Here is a 23846-nt window from a genome sequence, read left to right on the forward strand (position 1 = left end):
TATGTTCTCCTTCGAATCCGCCTTGCGTGAGCCGCTTATCCTGTGACCGACCTGCCCGCCCCCCGCATTTCCGACCTCGCCCGCGCCCAGTCGCCCGACGGCGCCGCCGGCGTTGGCGACTACCTGTCCGGTCTGAATCCAGAGCAGCGGTTGGCGGTCGAGACGACCGAGGGTCCGGTCCTGGTCCTGGCCGGCGCCGGCACAGGCAAGACCCGCGTCCTGACCACCCGTCTGGCCCATATCCTGGCTACGGGCCGGGCCAGGCCATGGGAACTGCTGGTCGTCACCTTCACCAACAAGGCCGCGCGCGAGATGCGCGAGCGCATCACTCATCTGATCGGCCCGTCGGCCGAGGGCCTGCGCTGGCTCGGCACCTTCCACTCCGTCGCCGCCCAGATTCTCCGCCGTCACGCCGAACTGGTCGGGCTGAAGTCCAGCTTCACCATCCTCGACACCGATGATCAGGAGCGGCTGCTGAAACAGCTGTTGGAAGCGGCCAACATCGACACCAAGAAGCACACGCCCAAGTCGCTGGCCCACCTGATCGACCACTGGAAGAACCGCGGCTGGACCCCCGACAAGCTGCCGCCGGGCGAGGACTTCGCCAATGGCAAGGGCCACGCCCTCTACGCCGCCTATCAGAAACGCCTGGCCACGCTGAACGCCTGCGACTTTGGCGACCTGTTGCTGCACAACCTCACCATCCTGTCGCAACACGCTGATCTGGCTGCAGAATATCGCAACCGCTTCCGCTACATCCTGGTTGACGAGTATCAGGACACCAACGTCGCCCAGTATCTGTGGCTGCGTCTGCTGACCTCCTCGACCGGCAACGTCTGCTGCGTCGGCGACGACGATCAGTCGATCTACGGCTGGCGCGGGGCCGAGGTGGACAACATCCTGCGGTTCGAGCGCGACTTCCCCGGCGCCAAAATCGTCAAGCTGGAACGCAACTACCGCTCGACCAAGCATATCCTGGGCGCCGCCTCGGCCCTGATCGCCACCAATCAGGACCGTCTGGGCAAGACCCTGTGGACCGAGGACGACAGCGGCGACAAGGTTCGCGTGCGCGGTGTCTGGGACGGAGAGGCCGAAGCCCGCCTGATCGCCGACGAGATCGAGACGGCCCGCAAGCAGGGCATGAAGTACAGGGACATGGCGGTCCTGGTCCGCGCCTCCTTCCAGATGCGGGCCTTTGAAGAACGCTTCGTCATGCTGGCCGTCCCCTATCAGGTCATCGGCGGTCCGCGCTTCTTCGAGCGCGCCGAAATCCGCGACGCCCACGCCTATCTCCGCCTGATCCAGTCCGAGGACGACGATCTGGCCTTCGAGCGGATCGTCAACGTGCCCAAGCGCGGCATCGGCGACACCAGCGTGCAGAAGATCCTGCACATCGCCCGCGAGAACGGCGTCTCGGCCATGCAGGCGGTGCGCCATCTGATCACCACGGACGAGCTTCAGGCGCGCACCCGCACGCCCCTGGCCAACTTCGTGCGCGACCTCGACCGCTGGCGCGATCTGGCGACCATGGGCACGCCCCACTGGCAGGTGACCGAGACCCTGCTGGACGAGAGCGGCTACACCGACATGCAGAAGGCCGATCGCACCAGCGGCCAGACGCGTCTCGACAACCTCAAGGAACTGACCCAGGCCATGCAGGCCTTCGAGACCCTGCAAGGCTACCTTGAGCACGTCTCCCTGGTCATGGACCTCGATCGCGCCGCGCCTGAATCCGAGAGTGGCGCGGTGCAGATCATGACTTTGCACGGGGCCAAGGGGCTGGAGTTCCCGTTGGTCTTCCTGCCGGGTTGGGAGGAAGGCGTCTTCCCCTCACAGCGCAGCATCGACGAGAAGGGCGTTAAGGGCCTGGAGGAGGAACGCCGCCTCGCCTACGTCGGCGTCACCCGCGCCAAGCAGGACGCCCGCATCAGCTTCGCCGCCAACCGTCTGGTCTATGGCCGCTGGACCACGCAATTGCCCAGCCGCTTTGTCGACGAACTGCCCCTCGCCCACGTCGATCCGCAGTCCGACACCGGCTACTACGGCGCTTCGAGCGGCATGAAGGAGGCCAAGAGCCGCTGGGACGACGCCCCCTCCTTCGGCGCCGGCTACTCCAGCCCCGGCTGGAAGCGCGCCCAGAGCTTCACCGCGACCCAGACCCCCAAGCCCGCCTATGCGCGCCGCGCCGTGATCGAGGGCGAAGGCCGCCTGATCGCCACCGCAGACCCCAAGACAGGGTCCGGCTGGTCACGCGGCGACCGCGTCTTCCACCAGAAGTTCGGCTACGGCGCCGTCCGCGCGGTGGAGGGCAACAAGCTGATCGTTGCTTTCGAAAAGGCCGGAGAGAAGAAAGTCATCGACACCTTCGTGGAGCGGGCGTGAGCGGCGCGGCCGCTTCTCCACAACTTCCCGCTCGCCGCCCTCTCCAGCTTGCGTCTCGCAGGCGCGGAGCCTACCAGACCGAACTCCGAATCGCCCCAGACTGTGTAAATGGCTGACCTCTTCTCGACGCTCGACGACGCTGAACCGACCCAACCGAGCGCGGCTGAAAAAGCGCCCGCGCCTGTGGCGGTGGCCCCCGCCGCCCCGGTGGTGCACGAGCCCAAGGTCGAGCTTGCCACCCACGCCAGCACGGCGACCGCCGCCGCCACTGGCTATTCCGCCTCCTCGATCGAAGTGCTGGAAGGGCTGGAGCCCGTCCGCAAGCGCCCCGGCATGTATATCGGCGGCACCGACGAGCGCGCCCTGCACCACCTGTTCGCCGAAGTCCTCGACAACGCCATGGACGAGGCTGTCGCCCGCCACGCCAAGCTGATCACCGTCGACCTGGACGCCGACGGCTTCCTGTCGGTCCGCGACGACGGACGCGGCATTCCGGTCGATCCCCACCCCAAGCATCCCGGCAAGTCGGCGCTGGAAGTTGTCATGACCGTGCTGCACTCGGGCGGCAAGTTTTCGGGCAAGGCCTATGAGACGTCGGGCGGCCTGCACGGCGTCGGCGTCTCGGTGGTCAACGCCCTGTCGGACCATCTGAACGTCACCGTCTGGCGCGACGGCTTCGAATGGCGTCAATCCTTCAGCCGGGGGCATGTTCTCGGCCCCATCCAGCAGGTCGGCCCCTCGAAGAAGAAGGGCACCCTGATCCGCTTCCACCCGGATGAGCAGATCTTCGGCGTCGGCGCCGCCTTCAAGCCCGCCCGCCTCTACCGCATGGCCCGCGCCAAGGCCTATCTGTTCCGCGGCGTCGAGATCAAATGGACCTGCGCCCCGGAACGCATCACCGACGCCACCCCGGCTGAGGCCACCCTGCACTTCCCAGGCGGTCTGGCCGACGCCTTGGCCGAGCGCGTGGGCGAACTGGAAACCGTCACCCCCGTCTTCGCCGGCCGCGCCGAGCGCAAGGGCGAGGCGGGCGCACTGGAATGGGCCGTCACCTGGTCGCCCATCGGCTTCGGCGACGCCGACAGCTTCATCGGTTCCTACTGCAACACGGTCTCGACGCCTGATGGCGGCACGCACGAGGCCGGCTTCCGCGCCGCTCTGGTCAAGGGGCTCAAGTCCTATGGCGAACTGACCAACGAGAAGCGCGCCGCCCAGATCACCGCCGAAGACGTCATCGCCAACGCCGGGGCCCTGATCTCGATCTTCATCCGCAACCCGGAATTCCAGGGCCAGACCAAGGACCGCCTGTCCTCGCCCGAGGGCCAGAAACTGGCGGAACAACTGCTGCGCGACCCCTTCGATCACTGGCTGACCGAAAGCCCCAAGCAGGCCAACGCCCTGCTCGGCTTCGTCATCGACCGCGCCGAGGACCGTCTGCGCCGCCGCAAGGACAAGGAAGTCCAGCGCGCCGCCGCTACCCGCAAGCTTCGCCTGCCCGGCAAGCTGTCGGACTGCTCACGCCAGGCCGCAGAAGGCACCGAACTCTTCATCGTCGAAGGCGACTCGGCCGGCGGCTCGGCCAAACAAGCGCGCGACCGCACCACCCAGGCCATCCTGCCCCTGCGCGGCAAGATCCTGAACGTGGCCTCCGCGACCGCCGACAAGCTGCGGGCCAACGTCGAATTGTCCGACCTGGCCTTGGCCCTGGGCGTCCAGCCGGGCAACCGCTTCAACATCGAAGACCTGCGCTACGAGCGCATCGTCATCATGACCGACGCCGACGTGGACGGCGCCCACATCGCGGCCCTGCTGATCACCTTCTTCTATCGCTCCATGCCTGAGACGATCCGCCAGGGCCGCCTCTTCATGGCCCTGCCGCCGCTCTATCGCATCTCGGCCGGCCCCCTGTCGGAATACGCCCGCGACGACGCCCACCGCGACGAGCTGCTGGCCACCGTCTTCAAGGGCAAGAAGGTCGAGATCGGGCGTTTCAAGGGCCTGGGCGAGATGATGGCCTCCCAGCTGAAGGAGACCACCATGGATCCGAAGAAGCGGACCCTGGCGCGCGTCTCCCTGCCCGACAGCGAGGAAGAGATCGAGGATCTGGTCGAACGCCTGATGGGCCGCAAGGCCGAGGCTCGCTACCAGTTCATCCAGGACAACGCCCGCTTCGCCGTGGCCGATCTGGACGTTTAGCCCAGGCATCCGTCATCCCGGACGGTCTGCAAGTCCGATCCGGGACCCAGGCGGCGGCTTCAAGCCCCCCAGCGTTCAGTTTGGATGACAAGCCTGGGGTCCGGGCTCAGCTACGCAGCCTCGAAACGACAGCACTGGGGCTTTACCCCTTCAGCAGTCGGTCCCGCGCGGCATTCACACGCGCAGCCAAGCCTTCGGTGCCCCCCTGATCGGGATGGGCCCGCGCCATCAAACGGCGCCAGGCGGCCTGCACCTCTTGCGATGTCGCATCCATGGACACGCCCAGGATCGCCCGCGCCTCAGCATCCGTCAGGCGTTCGGTGACCGGCGCTCGCGGGGCTACGGGCCGAACCCGCGACTGCACCGCCAGCCACAGTCCCGCCCCCGCCATGCCGACAGCCGCGAGCCAGACGCCGCGCGAAGCGGCCAGAACCGCTCCCGCGAACAGGGCCGTGCTGAGGATGGTCGCGGAAATGCGCCAATGGCCGCGCCGGGCGCGTTCGGTCTGCCGGCCCAGCCGGACCAGCGCCCAGACCGCCACGGCGGCCAGCGCCAGCCAGATCAGGCCCATGCGACGATCAGGCCGCCGCTGCGTCCAGCGGCGTCAGCGTTCCCCCCGCCACGTCGTCCAGACCCATGGCCTGCATCAGATTGCGCATCTCCTGACGCGCGGCCACGTGAGCCAGCGACACCGACACGGGGCGGATGTCGTTCGACAGGTCGGCGACCGTCAGGCCGAACGGAAACAGCTCGCGATAGATGACCCGGTCGCGCAGACCCGGTCCGACGCGGAAGCCGACGCGCTTGGCCAGCTTTTTCATCCGCTCTTCCAGACGGCGACGGTTGCGCGCCTCGGCCACAGCCAGACGGTTGGTGACCACGATCCAGTCGATCGTCACCTGACGCCCTTCGGTGATGGCGCGGTGCTTACGCGCTTCCCAGACGCTCTCGGAATAGATGGAGGGCTTTTTCAGCTCCAGCGTCACCGGATCGACCTCACCCAGCAGGTCGAAATCGACGAAGCTGTCGTTCATCGGCGTGACGATCTGGTCGGCACGGCCATGCGCGGCGCGCGACAGGGCGGTGTCGCCGCCCGGGGTATCGATCAGGATGACGTCAGCGACTGCCTGCGCCTCTGCATAGGCGGCCTCGAACTTCGCCAGTTGTTCGGCTTCATCAGCTTTAGCCAGCGCCTTGCCGTCGCCCATGTCCGGCACGATCGGCAGCGGCAGGTCATGGCCGTTGGCCGCCGTCCACGCCGCACGGTTCGAGAAGAAGCGCTCCATCGACCGCTGGCGCAGGTCCAGATCGATGATGGCGACCTTCTTGCCCGCGTGCAGCAGGCCGGTGACGATGTGGATGGCCAGGGTGGACTTGCCGGCCCCGCCCTTTTCATTGCCGATGACGATGACCTGAGGCTGCGCCATGATGAGTCCCGATGTTTCGACGGGCGCGACTCATGCGTTCGCTTCCCATCCCAGACGCCCTAGATCGGGCCAAGGGCGTCAGTCGTCAACGAAACCTTAAGCCGCGCCTGTGGACGACGCCGCCTCTGCGGCCCGAACGCACCAAGGGTCGGACGCCGCCACACGCTGGCACAGCGCCCTGGCCTGGCCAGAACCGGTACGAACCTTCAGCCGGATCAGACGCCGACCTTCGACCTCGACCGGCTCAAACACGGGACTCAGGCCTGCACTCGCCTGCCCCAGTCGCTCCCACGCCGCCTGGGCCGAGGCCTGGCTGGCATAGGCGCCCAACTGGATCAGAACGGCTGAAGGAGGCACGACCACAGCGTCGGCCCGCGTTCGTTTTTCGGCGGTCGCTTGTGCGACCTGAACCTCAGGCGGGGCTTCGGGATCATGGAACACCGGCGGAAGGGCTGGCAGAGCCGTCACAGCCTTGGCGCTCAGCCCATCGCGGGCGTCCCATAGCTGATGCGGGGTCAAAAGCTCCACCTTCAGAGGACGCAAACCCGCCTCTTGAGCATTGCGCGGCCCCGACGCTTCTCTCGCAGGCTCTGGCTTGGCCGATACGGGAATCGCCGCGATCGTCTTGGCCACGCCTTCAAACCGATGGGGATCGGCCTCCGCCATGCCGCATCCGGCCAGCAGCGCCGCCAGGGCGCCGACCGATCCGAACCGCAGGATGACGGAAGCGTTCATACCAGCATGCTGAACCCAGTCTTTTGAGACAGGGTTGAGGAACAGGCTTAACGCCTGTTCACTCTTTCATCAGCCAATGGCGCCGACGCAGCCTTCAACATCGCCCGGCGCCACGTCGGCGTCGGTCAGGGCCAGGGTCCAGCCGTGGTTGGTGTTCAGGCCCCAGCGGCGCGCGCCCGAACCGTCGCCGGCGTCGCCGCCTACCGTCACCACCACGCGACGCCCCGTCGGCAGGGCCGGAGGATCGATCTTGCCGACGGCGAGCGAGGTCGGGGTGTCGCCGCCGTAGCCGTCGAACACGCTCAACATCGACCACTCGCGACGCAGGCCCATCCACCAGGCGTCGTCGGTGTTGATCGACAGCACCGCCACGCCGTGCCCCTCGGCCGCGTGGGCCAGCGCGGCCTGGGGATCGCGGACCAGCTTGATGTCCGCGGCGGCGCCGAAGCGCAGACGGGCGCCGTCCACCGCCTTGGCCGGATCGATCGGCGCCCAGACATGAACCTGCAGACGCCCCTGACGGGCCAGACCCCAGCCGACGATCTCGCGCCACAGGTGCTCGACCGCCTCGCGGTTCTCGGGTTCGCACTGCTTCAGGACGCGGGCCTGGACAGCCTGTTCGCGGTCAGGGCGCAGCTTGGTGTGAGGGCCGGTCGGCGCGTCCTTGGCCTTGCCCACCTGGGCGGCGACGGCCAGACGGCGCTCGAACAGTTCAAGGATCTGATCGTCCAGGCTGTCGATCTCGGCGCGCAGGGCGGCCAGCGCCTTCTGCTCGGGGCTCATTTCAGCTTGGTCAGCGGGCCAGACTTGCTGGAGATTGGATTGCGGCATGGGATTGGGCTTTCGGCATGGATTTCGATGGGGAGATCGCGTCCGCCGAACATCAGGCAGGGACGCGTGCAGAGGCCGCTCGGGAGAAGCGGTCGCCAGCGAGACTGTCAGGGTTGGTTAGAAGCCCGACGCCTCAGCCGGCGTATCGAAAGCCGTAATAGCCGTAGCCAAAATAAAAGCCGGCCACCGCGCGCGTGGTGGTTTCAAGGGTCATTTGTGCGCGCAGCGAGGACATGAATCCGGTCCGGTTTCAGGATCAGGGTCGATCCGATCAGACCTTAAAGACGCAAACTTTGTGCGCCGTCAACCTTCAGGAGCGGTGAAGAGGACAAATCGCGTCCGGTTGTCGCTGAAATCCTGCAGATCGTTGCGCAGAACCGACAGGCCATAGACCTCGGCTGCGCGGGCTGGAGCCACGGCGGCCCGCGTCGGATCCTCAGCCTCGGCCACGGCGGCGGCGGCTCCGCCGGTGTCGAAGACCTCGATCGCCGCGATCTTCATCTCGCCCAGCGCTCGGGAGCATTGCTGCAGGGCGACCGGGTGGCTTTCCGCCGTCCGGATGTCCGACAGGCGGGCGTCTGGCAGTCCCAGCAGGGCCAGACGGATCGGCCGCCAGGCTTCGCTGACCACCGTCAGACCCGCCTCGCGCACCAGGGTGGCTGCCGGTTCGACTACGCCAATCGTCGAGTTCTCGACAGGGATCAGGGCCGACTGGCAGTCGCCGGACAGCAGGGCCTGGATGGCCCCCTGGAAGGTTTCGAAGCCAACCGCCTCGTCCCACGGACGCAGGTCGAGGCAGGCTTCATGGCTGAAGGCGCCGGGCGCGCCCTGATAGGCGACGCGGCCCGGCCGATCGTCTTCGACCGTCGTGGTCACGCGGCCTCGGCGCGGGCCTGACGCCCGGCCTTGAGGCGCTCTGCGACCAGGAAGGCCAGCTCCAGCGCCTGATCCGCGTTCAGGCGCGGATCGCAGTGGGTGTGATAACGGCTCGACAGATCGTCCTCGGTCACCGGCTGGGCGCCGCCCAGGCATTCGGTGACGTTCTGACCGGTCATCTCCAGATGAACGCCGCCGGGGTGGACGCCCTCGGCCTCCGCCACGTCGATGAAGGTGCGGACCTCGCCCATGACGCGGTCAAACGGCCGGGTCTTGTAGCCGTTGGCGGCCTTCAGTGTATTGCCGTGCATCGGATCGATCGACCAGATGACGCGCTTACCCTCGGCCTTCACCGCCCGCATCAGGGCCGGCAGGCGATCGCCGACCTTGTCGTGACCGAAGCGGCCGATCAGGGTCAGGCGTCCCGGGATATTGTTCGGGTTCAAGGCGTCGATCAGCGGCAGGATGTCTTCCGCCGTCATGGTCGGTCCGCACTTGACGCCGATCGGGTTCGAAATGCCACGCATGAACTCGATGTGGGCGCCGTCCAGCTGACGCGTGCGCTCGCCGATCCACAGCATGTGGGCCGAGGTGTCGAACCATTCGCCCGACGAGCCTTCCAAACGCGTCAGGGCGCTCTCGACATTCAGCAGCAGGGCTTCGTGACTGGTGAAGACCTCGACGCGCGACAGGTCAGGATGGGTCTCGGGCGTGACGCCGACCGCTTCCATGAAGGCCAGGGCCTCGGTGATCTTGTCGGCCAGCTCGCGATAGGCTGCGCCCGCGCCGTTGTCGGCGAAGCCCAGCGTCCAGCGATGGATGTTGTACAGGTCGGCATAGCCGCCGCCGGCGAAGGCCCGCAGAAGGTTCAGCGTCGAGGCTGACTGGTTGTAGGCGCGGATCAGGCGCTGTGGATCGGGCACCCGCTCTTCAGCGGTGAAGCCCATGCCGTTGATGATGTCGCCGCGATAGGACGGCAGCTCGACGCCGCCGATCTCTTCCAGCGGCGACGAGCGCGGCTTGGCGAACTGACCGGCGATGCGGCCGACCTTCACCACCGGTTTGCGACCGGCGAAGGTCAGGACCACCGCCATCTGCAGGATCAGACGGAAGGTGTCGCGAATGTTGTCGGTCGAGAACTCCTTGAAGCTCTCGGCGCAGTCGCCCCCTTGGAGGAGGAAGGCGTCGCCCGCCTCCACCTGTGCGAGATGCTGGGTCAGTTTGCGGGCTTCGCCGGCAAACACCAGGGGCGGCATGGCCCGCAGCTCGTCTTCGACACGGGCCAGCTCGGCCATGTCAGGATAGTCCGTCGGCATATGCACGACGGGCTTGTTTCTCCAGGATTCAGGGGTCCAGCGCTTACTCATGCCGCCTAGATAGTCCTGTCAGGGCTTCGGAACAACAAATGTTGCGCCGCAGCGACCTTTTCAGAGCGGCGACCAGGCCTCGTCGGCGGGCAGGGGCGCGAACAGGGCGTCCAGGCTCGCGTCGCTGACGCCCGACAGATCGGCGGGCGACCACTTCGGCGCATTGTCCTTGTCGACGATGACGGCGCGAACGCCTTCCTGGAAGTCGTGGGTCTGCACCACCCGACCGCCGAGCGCATACTCCATTCCCATGTTGTCGGCGAAGGACGACAGCGTCGCGCCGGTGCGGATCTGGCGCAGCGACACCTTCAGCGACTGCGGCGACTTGGTCTTCAGGATGTCGAGTTGCTTCTGCGCCCAGTCCGATCCGTCTGTCTCGAGCGCGGCGAAGATTTCTTCGACCGTATCAAAAGCGAACAGCCGGTCGATGGCCTCGCGGTGCGCGTCCAGCGGCGCCGGGCCGGCGTCGCCCGCCAGACGATCCGCCACACCCTTCGGATCAGCCGGATGGGCCAGCAGCTCAGCCTTCAGCGTCTCAACGCTCTCGCTCGGCGCGAAATGAGTATGAATGCCCAGCGCCACCGTATCCGCCGCCTTCAGCCGCGCGCCCGTCAGCGCCAGCCAGACGCCCGTCTGCCCCGGCAGACGCGGCAGGAACCAGCCCCCGCCCACATCGGGGAACAGGCCGATGCCCGTCTCAGGCATGGCGTAGGTGGTGCGCTCAGTGGCGATACGCACATCCGCCGGTTCGCTGATGCCCACGCCGCCGCCCATGACGATGCCGTCGACAATGGCCGTGATCAGCTTGGGGTATTCGAACATCAGATGGTTCAGCTGATACTCGGTCTTGAAAAACGCCTTGGCTTCCGACGCATCCCCTGCCCCGCTCTCGGCGATCATGCGGATGTCGCCCCCGGCGCAGAAGCCGCGCTCGCCTGCATGGTCGATCAGCACCGACTTCACCGCGCCATCCTCGCGCCAGGCCAGCAACGCCTCGATCATCGCCTCGCACATGGCCCGGTTCAGCGCATGAATCGCCTTGGGCCGGTTCAGGGTGATGCGGCCGACGCCGCTTTCGATGCGGGTGATGACTTCAGCTTCGCTCATCGCGCCAGTTCCCGCGCAATGATCACGCGCATGATCTCGTTGGTGCCTTCCAGAATGCGGTGCACCCGCAGGTCGCGCACGATCCGTTCCAGCGGATAGTCCTTCAGATAGCCGTAGCCGCCGTGCAGTTGCAGCGCCTCGTCGGCGATCTGGAAACAGGCGTCGGTGGCCAGGCGCTTGGCCATGGCGCACCACTTGGTCTTTTCAGGGTGGTCGTTGTCGATGGCCCAGGCCCCTCGCAGCACCATCAGACGCGCCGCCTCCAGGTCTGTCGCCATGTCGGCCAGACGGAACTGCAGCGCCTGAAACTGGCCGATGGCCTGACCGAACTGCTTGCGGGTAGTCACGTATTCCTGGGCCGTCTCCAGCGCCAGCCGCGCCCCGCCCAGCGAGCACGCGGCGATGTTCAGACGCCCGCCGTCCAGACCGGCCATGGCGTATTTGAAGCCTGCCCCCTCTTCGCCCAACAGGTTGGCGACCGGAATACGGCAGTCGTCAAAGCTGACCACGGCGGTCGGCTGGGCGTTCCAGCCCATCTTCTTTTCTTGCGCGCCGAACGACAGGCCGGGCGTTCCTGCCTCGACCACGACTGCGCTGACGCCCTTGGCCCCTTCGCCGCCCGTGCGCACCATGACGACATAGACGTCTGACGTGCCCGCGCCCGAAATGAAGGCCTTGGACCCGTTCAGCACGAAATGATCGCCGTCGCGCACCGCCGTGGTCCGCAACGCCGCCGCATCCGACCCAGAGCCCGGCTCCGTCAGGCAATAGCTGGCGATCTTGTCCATTGTCGTCAGCGACGGCACGTAGCGCGACCGCAGATCCGCCGAGCCGAACTTGTCGATCATCCACGTCGCCATGTTGTGGATCGAGATGAAGGCCGCCGTCGCCACGTCCCCGCGCGACAACTCCTCAAAGATCACCGCGGCCTCGACGCGGCCCAGGGCCATGCCGCCATGTTCTTCGCCGGTATAGATGCCGCAGAAGCCCATCTCGGCCGCCGTCTTCATGACTTCGACCGGGAAATGCTTGTCCTCGTCCCACTGGGCCGAATGCGGCGCCAGTTCGGCGTCGGCAAAGGCCCGCGCCGCGTCCTGAATGGCGCGTTGGTCGTCGTTGAGGGCGAAGTCCATGATCTATACTCCCGACTCTGGCCCTCTGACGGGGCGTTCATGCCCGCTTCTATCCAAGCGCGCGCAAAACGTCACCCCGCTGCGCCCCATGACCGCTCATGACGCAGCGAACCGCCATACTGCCTTCGTCACCTCGGGGCAGCGCGCCGATTTCAGACTATTCAGACGAATTGGACTCTGTTTTTTCGCGGCCAAGGTCCGATATGCGACCGCCAAGGCCGTTTCCCTGCCCCGCCTACCGGACTATGAGCCCTGCATGACCCTGCCGTTCCAGCCCGCCGCCTTCCCCTACGCCCGCCCGCGTCGCCTGCGCTCGCAGCCCTGGGTGCGCCGCCTGGTCGCCGAGACGACCCTGACGCCTGCGGACCTGATCTGGCCGATCATCGTCCATGACGGGGCCGAGGACCGCGTTCCGGTCGCTTCCATGCCTGGCGTCTTCCGCCTGTCGCCTAGGGAGGCCGCCAAGGCCGCCGTGGAGGCGCGTGATCTGGGCATCCCCATGATCGCCCTCTTCCCCAACGTGGACGGAGCCATCAAGGACAGCATCGGAACCGCCGCCAGCGACCCGGACGGCCTGATCCCCGACTGCATCAAGGCCATCAAGGACGCCGCGCCCGAGATCGGCGTCATGACCGACGTGGCCCTCGACTGCTACACTGACCACGGCCACGACGGCGTCATGGAGGACGGCCGCATCGTCAACGACGCCAGCATCGAACGCCTGGTGGAACAGGCCTTCATCCACGCCCACGCCGGCGCCGACGCCGTGGCGCCGTCCGACATGATGGACGGTCGCGTCCAGGCCATCCGCGAGGCGCTGGAAGCCAACGCCCTGCCCGACACCCTGATCATCAGCTACGCCGCCAAATACGCCTCGGCCTTCTACGGCCCCTATCGCGATGCCGTGGGTTCGTCGAAATCCCTGACCGGCGACAAGAAGACCTATCAGATGGACTATGCCAACGCCGACGAGGCGCTGCGCGAGGTGGCGATGGACATTTCCGAGGGCGCCGACGCCCTGATCGTCAAGCCGGGCCTGCCCTATCTCGACATCGTCAAGCTGGTCTCGGACACCTTCAAGATCCCGACCTTCGCCTATCAGGTGTCCGGCGAGTACGCGATGATGCAGGCCTCCATCGCCAACGGCTGGCTGGAGGAAGACCGCGCCATCCTGGAAAGCCTGCACGCCTTCAAACGCGCCGGCGCCTCCGGCGTCCTCACCTACTTCGCGCCCAAGGCGGCCCGGCTTCTGGGGGCCTGATCCGGCTCAGGCCGTCGGATCGACGGCCTGTCCGTACTTGCCGCGGAAATAGGTCAGGGCGTCGCCGGGATGAGTCTCGAAGGCGGACACCCGACCAACGATGACAAGGTGATCCCCCATCAGGATGCGATCATGGGTCGTGCAATCCAGGCGCGTCACAGCGTTGCGCAGACGTGGCGGCGCCGGGTTGCCGACCTCGAACTCGTCGTCAGACAGGGTGCAGACCCCCCAGGCGAAGCGGTCCGACATGGCCTGATCCTCGACCGGCAGCATATGCACGGCGAAGCGCTCAGCCCCAGCGAAGGCGTCATGACGATCCGACTTGATGTCCATGCACCACAGCACCAGCGGCGGATCCAGCGACACCGAGGTGAAGCTGTTGACCGTGATACCCAGCGGCCCCTCGTCGGTGTGCGCCGTCACCACGCAGACGCCCGTGGCGAAGCCGCCCAGCGCCCTGCGGTAGGCCTTGGCGTCGAATTCAGAAGAGGAGGAAGTCATGGTCACAGGCCTGACCTAAGCCGTGGGTCGCTGCGCGGCAAGATCGCAACCCAAAACGCCCGTACCGCAACCGCTTCTTAACGGGCGGCGTGGGATTCAAGGCTAACAGACGACGTTAAGATTGGCCTGCCCATGTCCGTGAGCGATCGCCCGATCCTCATCAAGAAGGTGAAGAAGGTGACCGCCGGCGGTCACCACGGCGGCGCGTGGAAGGTGGCCTACGCCGACTTCGTCACGGCCATGATGGCCTTCTTCCTGCTGATGTGGCTGATCAACACGACCGACCCGGAGCAGAAGCGCGGCATCGCCGAATACTTCGCCCCGGCCAATGTCTCGGCCTCGACCTCCGGCTCCGGCGGCATCCTGGGCGGCACCGCTCTGGGCGACGACGGCGCCAAGAGCTCAGGCTCAATGGCCATGATCGAGCAGTTGGCGCCCGAAGCGCCCCAATCGCCCGAGGAAGCCGGCCAGAGCACCGACCTGGCCGCCGCCAGCGAGTCGGCCCTTCGCGCTGAAATCGCCCGCCGCGAGGCCGCAGACTTCGCCAGCGCCGCCGAAAGCCTGCGTCAAGCCATGCAGGCCATGCCAGAGCTGGCTGAGCTGTCGAAGCAACTGATCATCGATCAAACGCCCGAGGGCCTGCGCATCCAGTTGGTTGACCAGGAAGGCCGCTCGATGTTCGAGAATGGTTCCGCCCGTCCCAACCCGCGGGCCCAGACGCTGTTGCGGGCCATCGCCAAGGTGATCAATCAACTGCCGAACCGCATCTCGATCACCGGCCACACCAGCGCCGTCGCCGGCTCCAGCCGCGCCAGCGGTGCGGGCGACTGGACCTTGTCCTCGGCCCGCGCCGACGCCTCGCGCCTGACCCTGCAAGGTGCGGGCGTGAACGCCGACCGGGTTTATTCGGTGGCGGGCAAGGCGGGGTCCGACCCGCTCTATCCGGACGACCCCTCGCTGGCGGGCAACCGCCGCATCGCCATCGTCCTGCTGCGCGAAGCCCCGGTCCTGCCGACGGACACCAGCCTGTGACCGCGAGCGCCGCTCCAACGGCGCTTGCGAAATCGTCCGGTTGCGCGCCAAATCGGGGAATGAAGCTCCGCGTGCAAACCTGCCGACACGATCGCGACCGGAAGTAAGGCCGTGACCCAGCATTTCCCGACCCGGCAGCTGCGGTTCTTCATGACCGCCAACGCGCCCTGCCCCTATCTGCCCGGCCAGTTCGAGCGCAAGGTCTTCGCCAACCTACCCTTTTCGGACGGCGCCGACGTCAATGACGCCCTGACCCAGGCTGGCTTCCGTCGCAGCCAGAATATCGCCTACCGCCCCGCCTGCGAGGCCTGCGCAGCCTGCGTCTCCGTCCGCATTCCGGTGGGCGAGTTCGCCTTCTCCCGCTCCCAACGCAAGATCCTGAACCGCAACGCCGACCTCTCGCGCGATCTGGTGGAGGCTGAGGCCACGATGGAGCAGTTCGACCTGCTGCGTCGCTATCTGACGGCCCGCCATCCGGGTGGCGGCATGAGCGACATGGGCTGGTCCGACTATGTGTCGATGGTCGAGGACACCGCCGTCCGAACCCACTTGATCGAATATCGCCTGTCTGCAACCGACGATGGCCCCGGCGATCTGGTCGGCGTCTGCCTGACCGACCTGCTGCATGACGGCCTGTCCATGGTCTACAGCTTCTTCGAGCCAGAGCTGGAACGTCGCAGCCTGGGCCAGTTCGCCATCATGGATCACCTGCGCCAGGCAACCATGGTCGGCCTGCCCTACGTCTATCTGGGCTACTGGGTGCAGGGCTCACCCAAGATGGACTACAAGGCCAAGTTCAGGCCTATGGAGGCGCTTCGTCCGCTAGGCTGGGAGCGGCTTCCCTAACTCGCTTCAGGTCGTCGGCACAGCCGTACCGCCAGTCAGCGGCGTAGGTCCCCACGACCCGTCGTCCCGGCCGCCAGCGAACTTCACCAGCGCCGCGATCCGCTTTTCGATGGGCGGATGGGTGGCGAACAGGCCGGCAAACCCCGCCTTGTCCGCCGTGTTGTCCAGAAACATGCCGCGCAGTTCGTCGGGGGCTTCAATCTTCGACTGGCCCGACACCTTGCGCAGGGCCGAGATCATGGCGTCCGGGTTCTTGGTCAGTTCCACCGCCCCCGCATCGGCCACATATTCCCGGGTCCGCGACAGCGTCATGCGGATGACCGCGGCCAGACCAAAACCGATCACCCCGATGGCCAGACCAATCAGGATCAGGGGCATGGCGTTCTTGTTGTCCCGACTGCGTCCGCCGCGCATGTAGAACAGGCTGCGGAACACCAGCTCGGCGATCACGCTGATGATCCCCGCAAAGATCGAGGCGATCACCATTGTCCGCACGTCCTTGTTGATGACGTGAGTCAGTTCGTGCGCGAGAACGCATTCCATCTCGTCGCGGCTCAGGGTCTGCATCAGGCCCCGCGTGACCGTGACGCTGTAGTTGCCTTCATGCAGGCCCGACGCATAGGCGTTCAGCGACGGGCTCTCGATAATACGCAGCGTCGGCGTCCGCAGGCCGCGCGAGATCGCCAGATTTTCCAGCAGGTTGTAGAGATCCGGCTCCACCCGGCGCTCGACCTTTCGCGCGCCCGTCATGGCGTCGATCATCGTCTGATTGCCGAAATAGGCGATGACGAACCAGATGGCGGCCACGACCAGAGCCGTCGGCACGGTCCAGCCCAGCATGGACACCGCCAGCGCCAGATCCTGGTCCAGCCCGCCACCCGAGTTGGGCAGCAGGCCAAACCCCATCATCAGCACCTGAATCCCGAACAGGATCAGGACCAACAGGATCGGGAACCCGGCCAGCAGGATGGCCGACCGGGTGTTGTTCTGCCAGATGTGGGTCTTGAGGCCGACGGCCTGACCGAAAACCGCCATTGGGGCTTAGAACTTCACCGTCGGCGGGGCGGCGTTCAGGGCGGCGCGTTCGCCCTCGCCCACGTCGAAGAAGGGCTTGTCCGAGCCGAAGCCGAACATGCCGGCGAACAGGACCGTCGGGAACTGACGGCGCACGGCGTTGAACTCGCTGACGGCGTTGTTGAAGAAGCGGCGAGCGGCGGCCAGCTTGTTCTCGATATCCGACAGGTCCATCTGCAACTGCTGGAAGTTGGCGTTGGCCTTCAGGTCCGGATAGGCCTCGGACACCGCGAACAGACGGCCCAGCGCGCCCGTCAGCATGTTCTCGGCCTGCACCTTTTCATCGACCGTGCGGGCGCCGGCGGCGGCGGCGCGGGCCTGGGTCACGGCGTCCAGGGTGCCGCGTTCGTGCGTGGCGTAACCCTTTACCGTCTCGACCAGATTGGGGATCAGGTCCTGGCGCTGCTTCAGTTGCACGTCGATATCGGCGAACGACTGATTGGCCGCCTGATCCAGCTTCACCAGCCGGTTGTAGGCCCCGACGACGACGAACAGCAGAACGACGACGATAACGCCGATGATGATCCAGGTGATCATTGCAATCTCCAGCCCCGGCCGTATCGGCCTTGGCGGGACTATCGCAAGGGCTGACGGCGACCTCCAATGAAATCGCCGTCACCTTGACCTCAGCGGAACTTGCGCATCCCGCGCGGACCTTGGCGTCCGGCGCCGGCGCGCTTGCCCAGCCAGTCCTTCCAGTCAGGCCAGTTGCGGCGACGCCCGCCGCCATCGGCCCACTCCGGCCCGGTCTCGGCATTGAAGACCGAAACATCGACCAGACCGCCCTGCTTGTAGTTCTGAAGCTTCACGCCCTTGCCGCGCCCCATCTCGGGCAGTTCGGCCAACGGGAAGATCAACGCCTTGATGTTTTCGCCGATGACCGCAACGTGGTCGCCGGTCACGCGCAGCATGGACAGCATGTCGCCGTTCAGCACCTGCTTGCCGCCGCGCTTCTGGGCCAGAAGGTCGTTTTCCGGCGCCACGAAGCCGTAACCGGCCTTGGACGCCACCAGAAGCTTTGCATTCGGTTCGTGCGCCACGACGTTGATAATCTCGGCCTTCTCGTCGAGATCGATCATCAGGCGCAGCGGCTCGCCATGACCGCGCCCGGAGGCCAGCTTGTCGGCGCCGATAGTAAAGATGCGCCCGTCCGACGCCCCGATCAGCAGCTTGTCGGTCGTAAAGGTCGGCACCAGGAAGGCCAGGCTGTCGCCCTCCTTGAACTTCAGCTCCGACGGGTCCTCGACCTTGCCCTTGGCGGCGCGGATCCAGCCGCGCTCTGACAGGATGACCGTGATGGCTTCGCGCGGGATAAAGGCCTCGGGCGCCACAAAGGCCGAGGCGTCCACCGCCTCGCCAATGGTCGTGCGGCGCGGCGAGATCAGCGCCTTGCGCACCGCCTCCAGTTCCTTGGAAATGGCCTTCCACTGCTTGCCTTCGGACGAGGTCAGCGCCTTCAACGCTGCAAGTTCCTCCGACAGCGCATTGAACTCCTTCTCGATCGTCATTTCCTCGAGTCGCGCCAGCTGACGCAGGCGGGTATCGAGGATGAAGTCAGCTTGAATTTCGGTCAGGCCGAAGCGCGCGATCAGGACGGCCTTGGGCTGCTCCTCCTCGCGGACGATGCGGATCACCTCGTCCAGGTTGAGGAAGACGATGCGCAGGCCTTCGAGCAGGTGCAGACGCTTCTCGACGCGTTCGATCCGCCACTGACTGCGTCGGTTCAGCACCTCGCGCCGGTGGTCGAGGAAGGCCTTCAGGCAATCCTTAAGCCCCATGACGCGCGGGGTGCCGCTGGCGTCCAGCACGTTCATGTTGATCGGGAAGCGGACTTCCAGATCGGATAGCTTGAACAGGCTCTCCATCAGCATCTCGGGCTCGATGGTGCGGTTCTTTGGCTCGAGGATCAGGCGGATGTCCTCCGCAGACTCGTCGCGCACGTCGCCCAGAAGCGGCGCCTTCTTGTTCTCGATCAGGTCGGCCAGACCCTCGATCAGGCGGCTCTTCTGCACCTGATAGGGCATCTCGGTGACGATGATGCGCCAAACGCCCCGCCCCAAGTCCTCGGTCTCCCAGCGCGCGCGCAGACGCACCCCGCCGCGACCGGTCTCATAGGCATCCAGGATCGAGGCGTGGCCCTCTACCGAGACGCCGCCGGTCGGGAAGTCCGGGCCTGGCACGATCTGCACCAGTTCCTCGGTCGTCGCTTCGGGGCGTTCCAGGAGTAGTTGGCAGGCGTCGATCAGTTCGCCCACGTTATGCGGCGGGATCGAGGTGGCCATGCCCACGGCGATTCCGGACGATCCATTGGCCAACAGGTTGGGGAAACCGGCCGGCAGGACCAGCGGCTCTTCGTCCTGATCGTCGTAGGTGGGGCGGAAGTCGACCGCGTCCTGATCGATTCCGTCCAGCAGCAGGACGGCGGCGGGCGTCAGCTTGCACTCGGTGTAACGCATGGCGGCGGCGCTATCGCCGTCGATGTTGCCGAAGTTGCCCTGACCATCGACCAGCGGATAACGCTGGGCGAAGTCCTGAGCCAGACGCACCAGAGCCTCGTAGATAGAGGCGTCGCCGTGCGGGTGATAGCCGCCCATGACCTCGCCGACGACCTTGGCGCATTTGCGCGCCGCCGCCTGCGGGTTCAGCCGCATCTGGTGCATGGCGTACATGATGCGCCGATGCACCGGCTTGAAGCCGTCGCGCACGTCGGGCAGCGCGCGGTTGGTGATCGTGGACAGGGCGTAGGCGAGATAGCGCTTGGACAGCGCCTCGCTCATCGGCTCTTCAACGATGCGGCCGCCTTCGGGCGTCGGGGTGTGGATGGTCATGCGACTTCGAATCGGTGATCTGGACGACAAAGTCTAGCGTAGCGCACGGCTGACGCGGGGACGATCCGCGCCTATCTGTGGAGGGTCGCCGTCGAATAGCCAGGAGTCGCGCATGAAGACCGCCCTCACCGACCGCCTCGGGCTGGAGTTGCCGATCATTCAGGCGCCGATGGCGGGGACCTCGACGCCAGAACTGGCGGCGGCCGTGTCGAACGCCGGGGCGCTGGGCTCTATCTCGATCGCCGCGGTCGATGCAGTCGAGGGTCAGCGCCAGATTCAGACGTTGAAGGCCCTGACCATGCGGCCGATCAACATCAATGTCTTCTGCCATGCCCCGACACCACCCGATCTGGCGAGCGACCGCGTCTGGATCGACAGCCTGCGTCCGATCTTCGCCGGGTTCGACGCGTCGCCGCCCGAGACCCTGAACGAGATCTACCAGAGCTTCCTGACCGACGACGCCAAGCTAGCCGTACTTCTGGTAGAAAGACCCGCCGTGGTCAGCTTCCACTTCGGCCTGCCTCAACCCGAAAAGATCGCCGCCCTGAAGGCCGCCGGCTGCACCCTGCTCGCCAGCGCCACTACGCCGGCAGAGGCCCGTCTGGCCCAGATCGCGGGGATCGACATGGTGGTCGCCCAGGGCGTCGAGGCTGGCGGCCACCGCGGCGTCTTCGATCCCGCCGACGACCCGCGCTTCGCCACCCTGCCCCTGACGCGCCTGCTGACGCGGGAACTGGACATCCCGGTTATTGCGGCGGGCGGGATCATGGACGGCGCCGGTATCGCGGCCGCGCTAGCGCTGAGCGCTGCGGGCGCGCAATTGGGCACGGCCTTCGTCTCCTGTCCGGAGTCCGCGGCCAATCCGGCCTATCGCGCGGCGCTGGCTGGACCGCGAGCCGAACGCACCCGTGTCAGCGCGGTGATTTCCGGCCGTCCCGCGCGCGGCCTCGAGAACGCCTTCATGCGGCGCGCCGATGAGGCCCTGACGGCTGGCTATCCCTACGCCTACGACCTTGGCAAGGCGCTGAACGCCGTCGCCAGCGCCCAAGGCGACGACGGCTACGCCCCGCAGTGGGCCGGTCAGGCTGCGCCGCTGACCCGCGGCCTGCCCGCAGTTGAACTGGTCGAGGCTCTGGCTCAGGAAACCCGGTCCGCCATCCACGACCTGCAACGGCTTTTGTAAACCGACACCATCCGGCGGGTTCCTGCCTACGTAACATCAGGGTCTGAAGGCCCAAGGACGACACGATGCTCCTGATCCTGCTGTCCTATCTGGCCGGGGCGCTGACCATTCTCAGCCCCTGCATCCTGCCGGTCCTGCCCTTCGTGTTTGCCCGAGCGGGTCAGCCCTTCGTCAAGAGCGGCCTGCCTCTGCTACTGGGCATGGCCCTGACCTTTGCCGGCGTGGCGACCCTGGCGGCGGTCGGCGGCGGCTGGGCGGTGCAGGCCAATCAGGTCGGGCGCTGGATCGCCCTGGCGGTCATGGCGGTGCTGGGGCTGACGCTGGTGTTTCCGGCGCTGGCGGATCGACTCACCCGGCCTGTCGTCGCGCTCGGCTCACGCCTGACAGAAAAAGCCAGCGCGGAGCAGCAATCCGGGGGCGGCGTCTGGCGCTCCTTCCTGCTCGGCGTGGCGACCGGCCTGCTGTGGGCGCCGTGCGCTGGACCGATCCTGGGGCTGATCCTGACCGGCGCGGCGCTGCAAGGCGCCAGCGTCGGTACAACCCTGCTGCTGGTCGCCTACGCAGCCGGGGCCGCCACCTCGCTGGCCCTGGCCCTGCTGATCGGCGGCAAGGTCTTCCAGACGATGAAGAGGTCGTTGGGCGTCGGCGAGTGGGTGCGCCGGGGTCTGGGCGTGCTTGTCCTGATCGGCGTCGCCGCCATTGCTCTCGGCCTCGACACCGGCCTGCTGACCCGGCTGTCCAGTGGTGGCACCACCCGCATCGAACAAAGCCTGCTCAATCGCTTTGGCGCGGGTCAGCCCACGAACGCCCCCGCCGCGCCCCTGGACGCCCTGCCCGTCGAAGGGATCATGCCGCCGCTGACCGGCGGGACCGAATGGATCAACAGCACGCCGCTAACCACGGAACAGCTGCGCGGCAAGGTCGTGCTGGTCGACTTCTGGACCTACTCCTGCATCAACTGCGTGCGGACTATCCCCTATGTCCGCGCCTGGGCCGAGAAGTATCGCGATCAGGGTCTGGTGGTGATCGGTGTCCACACGCCCGAGTTCGCCTTCGAGAAGTCGCCCGCCAACGTCCGCGACGCTGTCAGCCGGTTTGGCATCACCTACCCCGTGGCCATGGACAACGACTTCGCCATTTGGCGCGCCTTCAACAACAGATACTGGCCGGCCCACTACTTCATCGATGCCAGGGGCAACATCCGCTACCACCACTTCGGCGAGGGCGATTACGAGCACTCCGAACGGGTCATCCAGCAGCTGCTGAAGGAGGCCGGCGCCACGGACGTCGATCAGGCCGTGGTTGAGGTGCGCGGCCAGGGCGCCGAGGCCGCCGCCGAAATGGCCGAAGTCGCCTCGCCCGAAACCTACGTCGGCTATGCCCGCGCCGAGCATTTCGTCTCGCCAGGCGGCTTCGGCTTCGACGTGCGCAAGGCCTATGCGGCCGCCCCGCTGAAGCTGAACGACTGGAGTCTGTCCGGCGACTGGATCGTACGCTCGGAACACGCCGATCTGCAGACGATGGGCGGGCGGCTGGCCTTCCGCTTCAAGGCCCGCGACCTGCATCTGGTCATGGGGCCCAGCAGCACGGGCAAGCCGGTTCGCTTCCGTGTCCGAATCGACGGCCAAGCGCCGGGCGCCAATGCCGGTGTGGACATCGATGCGCCAGGCATGGGGCGGATCGACAGCCAGCGCCTGTATCAACTGGTGCGTCAGTCGCGCGGCGCGCGCGAACGGACCTTCGAGATCGAGTTCCTCGACCCCGGGGTTCAGGTCTTCGCCTTCACCTTCGGCTAGAGCCTTCCGGACTCGGCCAGCCGCTCGATCATCCAGACCCGCGCCGGCGGCAACGGCTTGTTCAGGGCATGGAAGACGAACTGTTCGAGGAAGTGCCCGGTCAGGTCCAGCCCCGCCTTCACGTCGCCGTCGCTTAAGCCCGCCTGCGCCCCCAGCATGAAGGGCGGCAGGTTCAGCAGCTTGTCGGCATAGGGCGCACCCGCATCGCGGCTGACAGCGCGGCCGGTGCGGGGGCTGACGTAGATCAGGTCGTCCATCGAACCCGTAGCGGCGCAGCGCGACAGGTCCAGACCAAACCCCAGGTCCTCCAGCAGCCCCGCCTCGAACCGCACGAAGATGGCGGGCCACACCTCGGGCATGACGAAGGCCCCCATCAGGGCCTCGAAGGCGTAGAAGGCCCCCGGATGCGCCTCGCGCTCCGGCAGGGCTCCCTGCGCCACGGCGGCGGCGGCGTTCAGACCGACCAGAGCCAAGGGGTCGTCGAACAGGGCCGCCGGCCCCTCGCCCACCGGCTCCAGCCGCGCAGAGCCCAGTTGGTCCGAGGTTCTCGACCGCAGATCGACCACGACCCGTGCCCCCGCCTGCAGGAAGGGTCGCATCTTCCGCGACGCCCCGCCCGCGACATAGGCCGCGCGGCGACCGTGCCGCTCGGTCAGCAGTTCGACCACGGCCCCGGTGTCGCCATGCGCCCGCGCCGACAGGACGAAGGCGTCGTCCTGAACCTCCATCAGTCGGCCTTGATGACGTCGACGACGGCGCGGGCCTTGTCGTTCGGCACGGCGAAGCTGAGGACATACTGCTCAATCTTCCAGCCGTCGTCGGTCAGACGCAGCACGCCCGAACCACGTGTGGTCCCATAGGCGTCGTTGTCCAGCACCTCGTCGAACCATGCCACGCAGCGGCAATCGATCGCGGCGATGGTGACGGTCCGCGCGACCGGACGATAGGTCCAGCCCTTGCCTTGCGAGAAATAGGGCATGGCGTAGGCGCGGAACTCCGGCAGGGTCCAGCGCTCAGTCGCGTCGGTGCCGATGAAGCGGCCGTCCGCCGTAAAGGTCGCAAAATAGGCCTCGCCGTCAGCCTTTGACGCAGCAGCGTGCATGGCGTCCAGCGTGCGCTCAACGGACGCGGTTTCGGTGTCCGCCACAGGCGCGGCCGGCGCCGGCGCTGCGGAAAGCTGGAGCATCATCAGGGCTGCGGTGATCATGGCTTTGTTCTAGTCCTGTTCTACTTCAGGGGAAAGCACAGCCTTCCGTCTATCGCAAAGGCGA

21 protein-coding genes are annotated in these 23846 nt (G+C 66.6%); 7 read left to right on the plus strand and 14 right to left on the minus strand.

The genetic code is table 11. From position 1 onward, the window contains the following. Nucleotides 1–42: 42 nt before the first annotated feature. A complete protein-coding gene (locus B4A39_RS05165; protein ID WP_292034036.1) occupies nt 43–2382 on the plus strand; it encodes an ATP-dependent helicase in 2340 nt (779 codons plus the stop codon). A 108-nt stretch (nt 2383–2490) separates the two neighbouring features. Next, nucleotides 2491–4578, plus strand: coding sequence for a DNA topoisomerase IV subunit B (parE, locus tag B4A39_RS05170; RefSeq protein WP_292034039.1), 2088 nt, complete (start codon nt 2491–2493; stop codon nt 4576–4578). 142 nt (nt 4579–4720) lie between these two features. On the opposite strand, the gene B4A39_RS05175 is transcribed toward parE, so the two are convergent. From B4A39_RS05175 to B4A39_RS05210, 8 genes are all read right to left on the minus strand, one after another. Continuing rightward, nucleotides 4721–5149 (minus strand): molecular chaperone DnaJ, encoded by a 429-nt coding sequence (locus tag B4A39_RS05175; protein ID WP_292034041.1) that lies wholly within the window; start codon nt 5147–5149, stop codon nt 4721–4723. Between the two features lie 7 nt (nt 5150–5156). Then, nucleotides 5157–6005 carry a division plane positioning ATPase MipZ gene (locus tag B4A39_RS05180; protein ID WP_292034043.1) on the minus strand — a complete coding sequence of 283 codons (849 nt, stop codon included), beginning with the start codon at nt 6003–6005 and terminating at the stop codon, nt 5157–5159. 96 nt (nt 6006–6101) lie between these two features. Continuing rightward, nucleotides 6102–6740 carry an SPOR domain-containing protein gene (locus tag B4A39_RS05185; protein WP_292034046.1) on the minus strand — a complete coding sequence of 213 codons (639 nt, stop codon included), beginning with the start codon at nt 6738–6740 and terminating at the stop codon, nt 6102–6104. Between the two features lie 69 nt (nt 6741–6809). Beyond that, on the minus strand, nt 6810–7523 hold the full coding sequence (locus B4A39_RS05190; protein WP_292034050.1) for a chorismate mutase: 714 nt from the start codon (nt 7521–7523) through the stop codon (nt 6810–6812). A gap of 351 nt (nt 7524–7874) precedes the next feature. Next, nucleotides 7875–8447, minus strand: coding sequence for a prephenate dehydratase domain-containing protein (locus B4A39_RS05195; protein WP_292034052.1), 573 nt, complete (start codon nt 8445–8447; stop codon nt 7875–7877). Beyond that, nucleotides 8444–9814, minus strand: coding sequence for a class II 3-deoxy-7-phosphoheptulonate synthase (locus B4A39_RS05200; RefSeq protein WP_292034055.1), 1371 nt, complete (start codon nt 9812–9814; stop codon nt 8444–8446). The genes B4A39_RS05195 and B4A39_RS05200 overlap by 4 nt, the downstream gene beginning before the upstream one ends. Before the next feature lie 60 nt (nt 9815–9874). Further along, nucleotides 9875–10921, minus strand: a complete 1047-nt coding sequence (locus B4A39_RS05205) for an enoyl-CoA hydratase/isomerase family protein (protein WP_292034059.1) — start codon at nt 10919–10921, stop codon at nt 9875–9877. Then, complete coding sequence (locus B4A39_RS05210; protein ID WP_292034060.1) at nt 10918–12054, minus strand: isobutyryl-CoA dehydrogenase; 1137 nt, start codon at nt 12052–12054, stop codon at nt 10918–10920. Before B4A39_RS05210 ends, B4A39_RS05205 begins: the two co-directional genes overlap by 4 nt. 256 nt (nt 12055–12310) lie before the next feature. On the opposite strand from B4A39_RS05210, the gene hemB reads away from it, so the two are divergent. After that, entirely contained in the window at nt 12311–13315 is a 1005-nt protein-coding gene (gene hemB, locus B4A39_RS05215; RefSeq protein WP_292034062.1) for a porphobilinogen synthase, read from the plus strand. 6 nt (nt 13316–13321) lie between these two features. On the opposite strand, the gene B4A39_RS05220 is transcribed toward hemB, so the two are convergent. Then, nucleotides 13322–13816 (minus strand): flavin reductase family protein, encoded by a 495-nt coding sequence (locus B4A39_RS05220; RefSeq protein WP_292034064.1) that lies wholly within the window; start codon nt 13814–13816, stop codon nt 13322–13324. A 132-nt stretch (nt 13817–13948) separates the two neighbouring features. Here B4A39_RS05220 and B4A39_RS05225 point away from each other — a divergent pair, with 132 nt between their 5' ends. Both B4A39_RS05225 and B4A39_RS05230 read left to right on the plus strand, forming a co-directional pair. Beyond that, complete coding sequence (locus B4A39_RS05225) at nt 13949–14848, plus strand: flagellar motor protein MotB (protein WP_292034067.1); 900 nt, start codon at nt 13949–13951, stop codon at nt 14846–14848. A gap of 111 nt (nt 14849–14959) precedes the next feature. Then, a complete protein-coding gene (locus tag B4A39_RS05230) occupies nt 14960–15694 on the plus strand; it encodes an arginyltransferase (protein WP_292034069.1) in 735 nt (244 codons plus the stop codon). Nucleotides 15695–15700: 6 nt separating this feature from the next. Here B4A39_RS05230 and B4A39_RS05235 read toward each other — a convergent pair whose 3' ends face one another. From B4A39_RS05235 to parC, 3 genes are all read right to left on the minus strand, one after another. Next, nucleotides 15701–16729 (minus strand): M48 family metallopeptidase, encoded by a 1029-nt coding sequence (locus B4A39_RS05235; RefSeq protein WP_292034071.1) that lies wholly within the window; start codon nt 16727–16729, stop codon nt 15701–15703. Between the two features lie 6 nt (nt 16730–16735). Next, complete coding sequence (locus B4A39_RS05240; RefSeq protein ID WP_292034074.1) at nt 16736–17305, minus strand: LemA family protein; 570 nt, start codon at nt 17303–17305, stop codon at nt 16736–16738. An 89-nt stretch (nt 17306–17394) separates the two neighbouring features. After that, nucleotides 17395–19596, minus strand: coding sequence for a DNA topoisomerase IV subunit A (gene parC, locus B4A39_RS05245; RefSeq protein WP_292034075.1), 2202 nt, complete (start codon nt 19594–19596; stop codon nt 17395–17397). Nucleotides 19597–19708: 112 nt separating this feature from the next. On the opposite strand from parC, the gene B4A39_RS05250 reads away from it, so the two are divergent. Next, nucleotides 19709–20779, plus strand: coding sequence for an NAD(P)H-dependent flavin oxidoreductase (locus B4A39_RS05250; RefSeq protein ID WP_292034076.1), 1071 nt, complete (start codon nt 19709–19711; stop codon nt 20777–20779). A gap of 65 nt (nt 20780–20844) precedes the next feature. Next, nucleotides 20845–22575 (plus strand): cytochrome c biogenesis protein DipZ, encoded by a 1731-nt coding sequence (locus B4A39_RS05255; RefSeq protein ID WP_292034078.1) that lies wholly within the window; start codon nt 20845–20847, stop codon nt 22573–22575. On the opposite strand, the gene recO is transcribed toward B4A39_RS05255, so the two are convergent. Both recO and B4A39_RS05265 read right to left on the minus strand, forming a co-directional pair. After that, complete coding sequence (recO, locus tag B4A39_RS05260; RefSeq protein ID WP_292034080.1) at nt 22572–23303, minus strand: DNA repair protein RecO; 732 nt, start codon at nt 23301–23303, stop codon at nt 22572–22574. The genes B4A39_RS05255 and recO overlap by 4 nt on opposite strands. Continuing rightward, nucleotides 23303–23782: a nuclear transport factor 2 family protein gene (locus B4A39_RS05265; RefSeq protein WP_292034082.1), complete on the minus strand. Its 480-nt coding sequence runs from the start codon at nt 23780–23782 to the stop codon at nt 23303–23305. Before B4A39_RS05265 ends, recO begins: the two co-directional genes overlap by 1 nt. Nucleotides 23783–23846 lie beyond the last annotated feature (64 nt).

The sequence above is a fragment of the Brevundimonas sp. UBA4553 genome (assembly GCF_002387245.1).
Taxonomy (GTDB): Bacteria; Pseudomonadota; Alphaproteobacteria; order Caulobacterales; family Caulobacteraceae; genus Brevundimonas.